The following is a 12,414-nucleotide window of genomic DNA, read 5'->3' on the forward strand; positions in this document are numbered from 1 at the left end:
ACCGGCTTTTGGCGCATATGTGCGGTACCGGTTACCTCTCTTCGACGAAAATACACCTCGCCATAAAAAAAGCTGCCTCGAAACGCGCATGGCGCACGCTCGAGATAGCTTATGATTTGAGTCACGGCTTCAATAGCCTCAGGAGGCTTCTCAGTTTGTTAGCTCACAGCTTCGCTCGCACGTTGAAGCAACGCTGCAACGCGATGATTGCCTTGCTCGGTTGCTATCGAGGATGCTGTTTTTCCGTCCCCGGTTAAGGCATGAATGTCGGCCCCATGTGCAAGAAGCAAGGAAATGATCTCTTCGTTATCGTCATGAAAAGCTGCCGTATGGAGCGCGGTATGCCCATTGCTGTCCAGAATAGTAGCTTGAGCTTGATTGGAGAGCAGCAGCGAAATCACGTCCACGTTACGTTCCCCCGCGATAGCAGCATGCAGAGCCGTATTCGATGGAATGTAGGATACTTTGGAATGCGAGATGGCATTTACCGATGCCCCATGATCGAGCAGCGCTTGCACCGCATCTTTGTTTCCGAAATGCGCTGCGAATCCAAGAGGCGTTAAACCATCGTCATTCTCGGTGTTGGCGAGCTCCGGATGAGCTGTCAGTGTGGCAAGAAGCTGAGAAACTTCACCCAAACGAGCGGCTTGAAAAATATCCTCAATAAGTAATTTGTTTTCCATGATCAATCCTCCGTTTACGCGAATACATACCTAACCTCGATTATACTTTTTCTGGAAGCGAACCCTATATTCCTGCCCTGTTCCAGCTCAATAAAAAAACATTATTTTATTGTATACATTATGTATTTATTACGTAGACAATGATTTTTGCCTCATGGTATAGTGCAGAGGAAAGCATGACATGGACTCGAAAAGAGGGGAACTATGAGACAAGTTACGGTAGCGGATAACAAGGAGATCCTCCTTAACCGAGGACAGCCTTTCTTCTATTTGGCAGATACAGTGTGGGGGGTATTCTCGGCCGCGAAGCTGGAGGAGTGGGAGGTCTATCTCGAATACCGCCGCTTGCAGGGATTTAATGCCTTGCAGATCAGCGTGCTGCCGCTCGTGCATGAGACGGTCGCTGATGAATTGCCTTTTCGAGTTGGCGCAGATGGCAAATGGGACTTTATGAGCTGCAATGAGGCTTACTTCGATAAAGCGGAGAAGATGCTGCAGATGGCCTGCGAACGCGACTTCCTTCCCGTGCTTGTCGTGCTGTGGCACAACTATGTTCCCGGCACAGGCGTGAATAACATGCATCCGGAGTATACGATTCCGTGGGAGGCTGTTCAGCCCTACACAGAGTACATAGCGAAGCGGTTCGCGCGCTACAATCCCCTTTATTACATCAGCGGCGACACGCAGTTTGAGAACGAGCAAGTGACCTCCTATTACGAGAAAGCACTGCAAACCTTGAAGCGCTGCGCTCCCGAGGCCGTAACGGCGATGCACATGGGATCGCATCAGCACGACATTCCGGATCGGATTGTGCAATCAGAGGACTTGGACCTGTATATCTATCAATCCGGCCACTTGACGGAGACGCAGTCCGATTGTTACGAGCTCCCGGAGCAATTCATGGAGAAGACCATTCGTAGACCTATTCTGAATTCAGAGCCCTGCTATGAGGGGCATGGATATGGCAATCGATATGGCCGGTATGGTGCTTTTGATATTCGTCGCGCCTTCTGGTGGAGTGTTCTTGGCGGGGCCAAAGCAGGCTTTACCTATGGCGCGCACGGTATCTGGTCCTGGCATAGGAAAGGGACACCTTTTCATAATGAGCATTTTGCCAAAACACCGTTCGACTGGCGAGTGGCGCTGCGATTCTCAGGTGCGTGGGATATCGGCTATGCCAAAGAATTGTTCGAGCAGCATGCCATGTTCGAGCTTGTTCCGCGTAACGATTTGCTCGTCACCTCTTATCCGGAAATCCGCGTTGCCGGCAGCAGAGATTTAAGCATAGTGGTGATTTATGTTCCTTACAGCATTGATGTGGAGCTGTCATTAGATTTGACTGCGGAAGGCTACGCGGTGAAAATGATTGATTTGGATAGGCGGAATGTCCTGCAGTCAGCGGTTTCAACCACATCCGCCGCGGATGGTGTGAGCAACAGCAGGATTCCGATGTCAGATACGAATACGGACGTACTCATTATTGCGATCAAGGAGGCGACAACCAAGTGAAGGTGCTCATCATTGGCGGAACGGGAACGATCAGCACGGCGATTACGGAACAGCTGCTAAGGCGCGGGGATACGGAAGTTTGGCATTTCAATCGGGGCCGGGGGGAAGCACCTGCAGGTGTTCAGACGATTATTGGGAATAGGCGGGATTTTGCAGCGTTTGGAGAGCAGATGGCGGAAGCAGGGCGGTTCGACTGCGTTATTGACATGATTGGGTTTCAAGCGGATGAGGCGGAGAGCGCGATCCGTGCTTTCAAGGGTAAAGTCGGTCAGTATATCTATTGCAGCACGGTTGATGTGTATACGAAGCAGGCGGAGCGTTACCCGATTACGGAAGACGGCGAACGTGAGGCGCTGCCTTCTTTCCCGTATGCTTTCAATAAGGTGCTGAGTGAGAATTTGTTGATTGACGCTCATGATCCCGGCACGTTTCCCGTTACGATATTGAGGCCGGCTCAAACGTACGGCGGCAGCGGGACGGCCGTCCCCTCCATCGCGGATGGCAACTACAATATGAAACGGCTGCGCGAAGGGCGTCCGATCATTATTCATGGCGACGGCACTTCACTGTGGGTCGCTTGTCATCGGGATGATGTGGCGAGAGCTTTCGTGCAAGCTGTGGGCAACGAGGCAACTCTCGGCAAGGCGTACAATGTAACAGGTGAGGAATGGATGACGTACGACCGTTATTGGAGAACGGTTGCTGATGCGCTAGGTGCGCCTGAGCCGCGATTTGTTCATATCCCGACTGATCTTCTTGGCTTGGTGCTGCCGAAGAAGGCAGAGTGGTGCGTGGAGAACTTCCGGTACAATAACCTGTTCGACAATAGTGCGGCACGGCATGATCTGGATTTTCGCTATACCGTGAAGTGGGAGCAGGGGATTCGAGGCGTTATTGATGAGCTGGATAAGACGGGTGCAATCGAGGCAGCGGGCGAACGGCCTTGGTACGATGCGCTGGTAGAGGCGTGGTCATCGGCGGAAAAGCTGATGGCGGAGCGGATGGAAGGCTTGGACGGATAACGGATGTGATAGCGTGGGTGTATGAAGGCGCGGGGAATTGAGGGCGTGAAGGCTCAGAGGTGTGAAGGCCAGGTAGCTCCGCGGTCGTGCCGCAAAAAATCGGCGCAGGGAGGTCCCCTAACGCCGCCACTTCCTATTCGTTGTCGTCCTCATCCGCGTAATACGTACACTTAAACCGCTCCGTACCCGGGTATTTCTCGCCGAGGCTCTCCACCGTGAATCGGCTGCTCCTGTAGAAGTCGACAGCTTCTTCATCTGTCTCAGCCAGAAGCACAGTGGGCTTCTCCAGCTCCAGCAGCTCCAGTATAATTCCTCTGCCGTAGCCTTTATACCGCTCCGATGGATCAACGGCGATATGGTCGATTACGATCGTATCGCTTCCCGCGCTGTGATACCCGATCAACCCGATAATATCATTCTCCGATACATAGCCGAGCAACTTAGCCGACGCATCGTCATTATAGTGCTGAACCGCTCTTTCCAAATGCTCCGGGTCCGGAAATACTGACCAGCCGAGCAGCTCCTGAATCGCTTCCTCATCCAGTTTTGCTTTAATATCAATCAACATATGAGAATACTCCCTTTGCGTGGATTACTTTGTGACCAAGATTATACCACAACCGCAGGTGACATCGCTCCTCCTCTGATTCGGCGGTGAGAGTTCCATATTAGAACTCTCGCATCCACGCACAGGGCCTGATAGGTTAGTGTGGATGCTGAGAGTCGAATTTTCCGACTCTCACTGGTACATGCGGAGGCAGGATGGTTAGTTGCGGTGGCGACGTTGCAATCACTTGCCGCTGCACAAAACAAGCCCATCTCCAAAGCTGCGCATCGCTTCGCGCTTGGCGAGATGGGCTCCCGTTACTTAATAGAGGCAATCTTTAATGCCTCTAAACGAATCCCTGCCGAGGCGCCGCCATAGATTGTAACGGTGCGGACTTCGCCGGGCAGCAGGTCGAAGTAATGATCGCTTAGCCGCACATCATCCGCCAAGTCAAAATGCACCGCATGCGCATAGGTGCGCGACTTCACCGTAACATGAAGGTCATTGCCTTCCGCACGGGAAGAGACGATGCAAATTTCCGCCTCGGGTAGACCAAGAGCGCGAATGTCCCCAGGCCGAAGCGTAGCCGGTTGAACTCTCTGCGAGGAGTCGCCAACGGGAATAACAGCCGCAAACATTCCGGCAGCGCCGGCAGACCTGCCAATCTCGCCAACTCCAGCACTCCCAGCAGTCCCGGCAGTCCCATCACCAGTCCCATCCCCAACCCCAGCCGCAGCCCCGGCAGATAAAGCCCCGCCGGAGAAACGATGCAACACACCGCGATAGCGCGCCGGGATGACCACGTCAATCTGCTCCGTCCGACGTATCTGGCCATCGAAGGAGAGGAAGCCACATTCAAGCATCTCCGTCAGCGGCTCGTCGGTTTCGTTCACTGCTGTTACTTCCACGATGCCGGAGGGCCCCTCCCGCAATATTAGCTTCTCCGGGGCAAAAGCACGCCGAACGCCATAGTAGCTCAACTTCCGCCTCAGATAATAGTCCACGATCGTCCAGCCGACCTCGCCCCAGCAGTCATTGTACATCCAGAATAATGCACCGGAACAGAATGGTTTGCTGCGTATGGACTCCAGCGAATATTGGTACATCAGGCTTTGGCATAACCCGGCATAGAGTAAATATTCATCCAGCGACAGATCATCGCGTTCGGTATAATGCTTGCGAATACCGGCGTGGACGGTGTCTTTCTCGAATGTATTCGTATGCAGTCCCCAGATGCGGCTGCTCGTATCAATAGGCATTCCGTCGAAGTAAGCACTTATCGTAGATAAACGGCACGGCCCGATATAGCCATACTCTGAAACGAATTTCGCTTGCACTTCGTCATAAATCTCGGGTGTAATCCGCCGCTCCATATCCGGGTTCATCGTACCGTCATGCCAATGGTGGCGGTCTCCCATAGCGTTGCCGTTCGGATGCTCGCCGCCATAGGGAGAGCTGTTCCAATAAGGAATATGCGGGCAGTTGCTGCGAATCAGCGCCGGCGCAATCTCATTATAGATAACGGCTCCACCATAAAAATCAGGGTGCCGAGTACCGTTCCACCATTCATCGAAGCCCCAGTGGTTCTCATTGTTGCCGCACCAGAGCGCAAGGGAAGCGTGATTGCGCAGCCGCCGGGTCTGGTAATCGATTTCCTTCGTTACCTCTTGCTTATACCAATCGAGATGGTCCGGATACTTCCCGCAGGAGAACATGAAGTCTTGCCAGACGAGAATACCGTACGCATCGCAACGCTCATAGAAAATATCCCGCTCATAGAGTCCGCCTCCCCAGATGCGAAGCATGTTGAAGTTAGCTTCCCGCGCCTCAGCAATCAGCGTGTCATACTTCTCATCGCTCACTCTGGCAATGATAGAATCGGCCGGAATCCAGTTGCCTCCCTTGCAGAAGACAGGCACGCCATTCACTTCAAGGGTAAACTGCCGCTCCGGTTCGTCTTCGTTCGACCAGGAGGATGGGGTCATCAGCTCCGTGTTAATCCGAAGCGTTCGGATGCCGAGCTTAAAATCCGGATAAACAAACCGCTCATCACCATCGCTTACGAGTGAAGCTTGAACGACATAGAGCGGCTGGCCTCCCATGCCGTTCGGCCACCACAGCTCGGCATCATGCACATCAACTTCATAAGTAAGGAAGTTAATACCCGAACGAAGACAGACCTGCTCGCTCACCTCAGCACTAATACTGCCGTTCGGGTGCAGCAGCCGCAAGGAAAGCATCGCTTCCCGCGTCTTAAAGGGATGAAGCTGTTCCGCCTCTATTTCAAAGCGAAGCCTCGCACTTGCCCCTACCACCGCACTTGCCCCCACCGCCGAACTTTCCCCCGCCCCCAGACTCGTCCCCACTCTCGCCTCCGATGCAGCCAGTGTCACCGCGCAGACGCTGCGAATGCTGACGATGCTATCCGCTTCGAGCCAAGCGCTGCCGGTGATGCCCGTCGTGGCAACGCGCGGCCCCCAGTCCCAGCCATAGACGAATTGCGGCTTACGTACGTTGGCGCGCCTGTCGTCGCCGCGTTTGCCAATGGCCTCGTTCTCCATTTCCGCGAGTGTCCCGGCAGTCATGACCATATCTTGAGCAGATACATGCTCAAGTCCCGATGTGACACGCACGAGCAGCGAGTTCTCGCCAACGTGCAGCAGAGAGTGTACAGCTGCTCGAAACGGGTAGAAGGCGCTGCGATGATGGCCGAGATGGATGCCATTTATCCAAATATCCGCCTCCGAATCCAGCGATTCCAGATGCAGCATAATGCGCTGTCGAGCAAGTGTCCTCTCGTCAAGGGAGAAATGCTTCATAAACCACCACGACTTGCTCTCCGTCCATTCCGCAGCAAAGCAATAATCGGCGAGCAGCGGGTCTTTCACGAGGCCTTGCTCGATGAGCGGCATATGAATATCGCAGGGCAGCGAACCAACAGGCATCCAATCCTGCTGCTTGCCCAATATTCGGTAAGCTTCACCGGGACCACACGATAAATCCTCAAACGTTAATTGCCAATCTTCATGTAAAGGAATTCGCAGCAAAGGCGGTTCATCTCCCTTTATACAATCATATTTGTAAAAACTTCAATCTATTGCTAGCGTACCATTCGATAAATCAAAGAATCTTCATTCTCATTGATTCAAAATTGCGTTCTGTTGATATAATGAACATGACATGACAAGGGAGGTATGACCATGCTGCGTTTGACCGCCAGTGGCTTAATCGATGCGGAGCTTGAAACAGAGTTCTATTATCACCGTAAGCTGCAGTACTGGACGACCGTGCATGATCACGAAGACTTCTACGAATGTTTCCTGATTACGGAGGGAAGCGTCTACCACCTTGTTAATGACGTGAAACAGCTTATGACAGAAGGTATGTTTACTTTCATCCGTCCAACCGATATTCATAGTTATGAGCGATATGGCGATGAAGAAGTAGAACTGCTTAATATTAATTTTCGCAGCTCGATGGTAGAGGAGGCATTTGCCTATCTGGGTGAAGGTTTCAGCAGAGAACGGCTGACCGAGCCGCTGTTGCCGGCCCAATGTACGCTTTCGCCGGAACAAGCTGCATGGTTGATCGGGCAATACGAACGAATCCACGCCGTGAGCGCGGATAACAAATCCGCCATTCGCTCTATGGCACGAGGTTTGCTGATCGAGCTGCTGGTGCAGCATTTTTCGCCTCCGCCCGCAGATGTCCATCCCGGTGCACCGAAGTGGTTAAAGGATCTGCTTAGCCAGGTCGGCACAAGAGCACACTTGGTGGAAGGAACAGGCGCGCTTTATCGGTTGGCTCCTTATTCACAAGAGCATGTTTGCAGGGAAATGAGAAAGTATCTAGGTCTTACCCCAACGGCGTGGATGAATGAACAAAGGCTTCAGCACGCTGCTGTATGGTTGAAACAGGAGGAAGCGTCAATACTCGACATCGGGCTGGATTGCGGCTACAGTAGTCTAAGTTATTTCTACAAAATGTTTGCAGCCAGATTCGCCATGACGCCCGCAAAGTACAGGAAGCTTAATCGCAAGACGGCAATTCCGGTTCGTGGCGCGTCCAACCAGCTTTTTCAAACGAAATCATAACAGCGCTTACACGTGGATTACGCGCATAAACCTTCCTAAATCTCTAACTGAATTGGAATCTACTAGGATGAATATAGGGATAGTATGAATTAAAATTGATTTTACATAGAATAGAAGGTCTATCGATACTATAATGGGTTATACAGCAAACATAAACTTGGGGGAAGCAGATGAAAACTACAGCGGTGAGTTTATTTCTGTGTGCATCAATCGTGTTAAGCTTGACAGCTTGCGATCGGAATGGTGCAGGTGAGGGCAATCAGTTTAGTGCTACTTATCATGAGGGCGACTCGAATGAAGAGAACAACTCAAATACATATGCAGATAGCAATGATGATGGGCCATTTACGAAGTATGAGAAGCCGATTACGATTACACTCGGGAGGCAAGGCATTGCCGGCAATAATTTGCCTAATGGAGATACGTTGGAAGACAACGAGTTTCTCAGCTACGTCGAAGACCGCCTCAATGTGAAGGTCAATTATGAGTTCTCCATTGAAGATGTGGATGATTATAATCAGAAGGTCAGTTTGGCGATCGCCAATAATAACATGCCGGATATGATGGTCGTCAATGAGCAGCAATTCAAGGAGATGGCAGGAGCAGACATGCTTGCCGATCTGACCTCAATTTACGAGACATATAGCTCACCGCTTATTAAAGACTACTATAAGTCGTTCTCGGGCGACCGTGTGCTGAACACAGGTCGTGTCAATGGCAAGCTGTACGGGATGCCGAATACGAACATAGATGGTACTTACCAGCTGCTGTGGGTTCGTAAGGATTGGCTGGGTAAATTGAAGCTTGCGCTTCCTTCTTCCTTGGAGGATATTCAAACGATTGCCCAAGCCTTCAAGGAGCAGGATCCCGATCAGAACGGCAAGCCCGATACGGTAGGCCTGCTTGGGGACAAACAGATCGTCGGGGATGCGGAGTTCTTCACTTTCGACCCGGTGTTTAACCAGTATCATTCGTATCCGAAGAGCTGGTTTAAGGATGCCGACGGCAATGTTGTGTATGGGTCAACAACTCCTGAGACGAAAGAAGCGCTCATGAAGCTGAGGGATATGTACAAGGCAGGTCTCATTGATAAAGAGTTTCTTACGCGCAAATGGCAGGACAATGCCGCGCTTGTATCCGGTGGTCGAGCGGGGATTCTGTTTGCGCCATGGTTTGCCGGCTGGATGCTGGCGGACAGCGTGAAGACCGATCCGAAAGCGGAGTGGGTACCGCTTGCTGCACCGCTTGATGGGGACGGCAAACGGAATGTAGTGCCTTCGGCACCATCGGGCACTTTCCTTGTGGTGAAGAAGAATGCGAAGCATCCGGAGGCGGCATTGAAAATGCTGAGCGTCCAATACGAAGGCATCCGTCTGATTGATCCCAAGTCGCATGAGCTATACAAGGATGAGATCGTCAGCTGGCTCAACTATCCACTGAATGTACAGCTGGACTTTCAAGATTCGTTAGCCCGCGATATTCCGATCTACGACAAGGTAGTGAAGGATAACGATCTGCAGGATATGCCGGCGAGGTTGATTAAACGTGTAAATTCAATCTTGAAGAACAAGAAGGAACCGAAGCAAGACATCACGGCTTTCGCGGATTCGCTCGCCTACTACACAGGCGGGGCTGTTACGGGGACCAAAGAAATAACGAAGGTGAATCCGATTTTCTATGGTACGACGGAAACGATGGTGAAGAAAGGGACAAGCCTTGATAATTTGGAAAATGAAACGTTCCTGCGCATCATAACCGGTGCGGCGCCAATCGAGGATTTCGATAAGTTCGTGACGACATGGAAGCTTTCCGGAGGCGACGAGGTCACGAAAGAAGTGGAAGAATCACTGGAATAGCCATTGAGGTAGAAGGTATCCATGCTTGCTTACGTACTTGTAAGCGTGGATACCTTTTTGCAAATAACTAAAACTTTCCATTTACTGGAAACTATTAAATCGCCATACTAGAAAACAGGGCAGCTGCACAGCATGTCCAATCACCCACATCATAGGAGGTTATAGGATGAAGAAGTTTTCTACTCTATTACCGAAAGCATGCTCCAAGATCGTGATTGTACAGTTGATTATGGCAATCGTACTCATGATGGCTCCGCCCGGAGCTGTTAAAGCCAGTTCCGGTTCTACGTATTGGACGCTTGCACAGGAAACGCATAATTTCACGGCAGGCAATTTGTTGACGACATCCAATAGCTACCGAACCGAAATCGGGGACAATGCAACGACGCAGTGGTACAACGTAAGTCAAATCTATGCGGATGCTGCGATGCTTAAGCAAGGTGATTCACGGTACTTATCCTACATGAACAATACATACAGCTTTATGGGCTATATGTGGGATGTGACAAGCCCGATTGGCGGCTACTTCGCGCTGAGCAATCTGGACGGCACGGGTGCAGGCGGAGATAAATATGTCGATGACGCTTCCCTTGCCGGTGCAGCTTATTTGGACGCTTACGAGGTGACGACGGGGGTAACGCAGCAGAACTATCTCAACTCGGCTAAGGCTGTGGCGAATTGGCTCATGTACAGCGGACTCTGGGATTCCACCGCAGGCGGCGGGTTCTGGTGGACGACGAACAAGACGACCCCTTACATGCAGATCAAGGGCTCGGAGGTCAACGGGCTCGCGTGTCAGCTGTTCCTCCGTCTCTATATAATTACAGGGCAGACCTATTACAAGTCATGGGCAGATTCCATCAAGCTGTGGCTCGACACCTACATGTTCGACACCACTGCCGGCTTGTACAATTGGCAATATGAGCTCACGAACAATAGCGTGACCCCGGTTAAATTTACGTATGACAATGCCATTATGATCGAGGTAAATCTGCTCTATAGATCCATTACCGGGAACAATGCGTATTTGACGAGTGCGCAGAATATTGCCACCAAGATGAAGAATCAGCTCTGGAACACGCAGAATAGTACAGGTGCCTTCATCATCAACACTGCCGATCCCGTATTTAACCCATGCTACAGCGGCTGGGCTTCGCAATCCTTTATTAAGCTGTACCAAGCAGACGGCAACGTCAACTGGCTCAATACCGCGCAGCAAAATATCGACACCTTGAATGCCAAGCTGAGGGATACGACCAATTACGGCTACCATTACAGCTGGGATCCGGCAACGAACAATATCAAGGACAGCTCTTATCACACGGTCAGTCAGGCATGGATGCAGAGAATACAAATCATGTTGTCGCAATACCGTTAATGAGCTGGCGAATATAGATACACGAAGCCCCCTTGAGAACATTCTCAAGGGGGCTTCGCATGGGGTTTAAAAAATAGGAAGAGGTTCTGAACCAGGTTCAGGAATTCGAATTGATTTATATGTGAAGGGTATGCAGCTCCAGCACCTGTGCCAGAGGCGTATAGGCATAACCAAGATCGTCGGCTACGGCTTTGTACGTTACTTTGCCATTAATAATATTCGTGCCGCTTTGCAAAGCAGGGCTGCCTTGAATCGCTTGATAGGCACCTTTGCGAGCGATTTGCAGGGCATACGGTATGGTTGCATTGGTCAAACCAATGGTGGATGTCTGCGGAACAGCGCCAGGCATGTTGGCTACGGCATAATGAATGACGCCATGCTTCACATAGGTTGGATTGTCATGCGTTGTAATATGATCAATCGTCTCTACGCTTCCGCCTTGGTCAATGGCCACATCAACGATGACGGCGCCTTTTTTCATCGTTTTCACCATATCTTCGGAAACGAGGACAGGCGCTTTCGCTCCCGGAATCAGTACGGCGCAGATAAGCAAATCCGCTTCGGCAACGCTCCGCGCGATGTTATAGCGGCTGGATACAAGCGTTTGTACTTGATTGCCAAACAGGTCATCGAGCTGCCGCAGGCGGTTCGCATTCAGATCGAGAATCGTCACTTCCGCGCCTAAGCCGATGGCGATCTTCGCTGCATTCGTACCGACAACGCCGCCTCCGATTACGGTGACTTTGCCTCTGGCTACTCCCGGAATACCGGAGAGTAGAATGCCGCGTCCGCCTTTGGAGCGCTCAAGCAGTTGGCTTCCGATCTGTGCGGCCATCCGGCCGGCTACTTCGCTCATTGGCGTCAAGAGCGGAAGAGCTCCGCCTTCTTTGACCGTTTCATAAGCGATAGCGGTTACCTTCGACTGTACAAGTGCTTCAGCCAAGCTTGGCTCTGCGGAGAGATGCAGGTAAGTGAAGAGAATAAGATCTTCTCTGAAGTAAGGGTATTCGCTTGGCAGCGGCTCTTTCACCTTTATAACCATATCTGCTTGCTGCCAAACAGCGGCGGCATCCGTCAGGATAACAGCTCCCGATTGCTGGTACTCAGCATCCGAAAAGCCGCTTTCGTAACCGGCATTCGTTTCCACATAGACGGTATGTCCGTCTTGCACGAATTCCTTCACACCGGATGGTGTTACCCCTACGCGGCATTCATTATTTTTAATTTCCTTCGGCACGCCAATGATCATGATTGATCTCTCCCCATTCTTGAATGCGAACCTCTGAAATCTCACGTTGTTTGTTGTTCTTAGTTGCATTATAAAA

Annotated in this window: 9 protein-coding genes; 5 read left to right on the plus strand and 4 right to left on the minus strand. The window is 51.3% G+C overall.

The annotated features are described in order from the left end of the window. Positions 1-158 precede the first annotated feature (158 nt). The gene (locus AC0YN4_RS19500; RefSeq protein ID WP_475836543.1) at positions 159-683 is read right to left on the minus strand and encodes an ankyrin repeat domain-containing protein; all 525 of its coding nucleotides are present in this window, start codon (positions 681-683) and stop codon (positions 159-161) included. 204 nt (positions 684-887) lie between these two features. On the opposite strand from AC0YN4_RS19500, the gene AC0YN4_RS19505 reads away from it, so the two are divergent. Continuing rightward, on the plus strand, positions 888-2,192 hold the full coding sequence (locus AC0YN4_RS19505; protein ID WP_475783447.1) for a glycoside hydrolase family 140 protein: 1,305 nt from the start codon (positions 888-890) through the stop codon (positions 2,190-2,192). Beyond that, positions 2,189-3,214 (plus strand): NAD-dependent epimerase/dehydratase family protein, encoded by a 1,026-nt coding sequence (locus AC0YN4_RS19510; RefSeq protein ID WP_475783448.1) that lies wholly within the window; start codon positions 2,189-2,191, stop codon positions 3,212-3,214. The genes AC0YN4_RS19505 and AC0YN4_RS19510 overlap by 4 nt, the downstream gene beginning before the upstream one ends. A gap of 133 nt (positions 3,215-3,347) precedes the next feature. Here the strand turns inward: AC0YN4_RS19510 and AC0YN4_RS19515 are convergent, their stop codons facing one another. Beyond that, the gene (locus AC0YN4_RS19515; RefSeq protein ID WP_475836544.1) at positions 3,348-3,782 is read right to left on the minus strand and encodes a GNAT family N-acetyltransferase; all 435 of its coding nucleotides are present in this window, start codon (positions 3,780-3,782) and stop codon (positions 3,348-3,350) included. A gap of 296 nt (positions 3,783-4,078) precedes the next feature. After that, positions 4,079-6,808, minus strand: a complete 2,730-nt coding sequence (locus tag AC0YN4_RS19520) for a beta-mannosidase (protein ID WP_475836545.1) — start codon at positions 6,806-6,808, stop codon at positions 4,079-4,081. Positions 6,809-6,961: 153 nt separating this feature from the next. Between AC0YN4_RS19520 and AC0YN4_RS19525 the strand changes: the two genes are divergently transcribed. From AC0YN4_RS19525 to AC0YN4_RS19535, 3 genes are all read left to right on the plus strand, one after another. Further along, positions 6,962-7,855 carry a helix-turn-helix transcriptional regulator gene (locus AC0YN4_RS19525; RefSeq protein ID WP_475836546.1) on the plus strand — a complete coding sequence of 298 codons (894 nt, stop codon included), beginning with the start codon at positions 6,962-6,964 and terminating at the stop codon, positions 7,853-7,855. Positions 7,856-8,025: 170 nt separating this feature from the next. Further along, positions 8,026-9,711, plus strand: a complete 1,686-nt coding sequence (locus AC0YN4_RS19530) for an extracellular solute-binding protein (RefSeq protein ID WP_475783452.1) — start codon at positions 8,026-8,028, stop codon at positions 9,709-9,711. 166 nt (positions 9,712-9,877) lie between these two features. After that, on the plus strand, positions 9,878-11,089 hold the full coding sequence (locus AC0YN4_RS19535; RefSeq protein WP_475836547.1) for a glycoside hydrolase family 76 protein: 1,212 nt from the start codon (positions 9,878-9,880) through the stop codon (positions 11,087-11,089). Between the two features lie 115 nt (positions 11,090-11,204). Here the strand turns inward: AC0YN4_RS19535 and ald are convergent, their stop codons facing one another. Continuing rightward, positions 11,205-12,338, minus strand: coding sequence for an alanine dehydrogenase (gene ald, locus AC0YN4_RS19540; protein ID WP_475836548.1), 1,134 nt, complete (start codon positions 12,336-12,338; stop codon positions 11,205-11,207). Positions 12,339-12,414: the final 76 nt, after the last annotated feature.

Source organism: Paenibacillus sp. J22R3 (assembly GCF_056269305.1).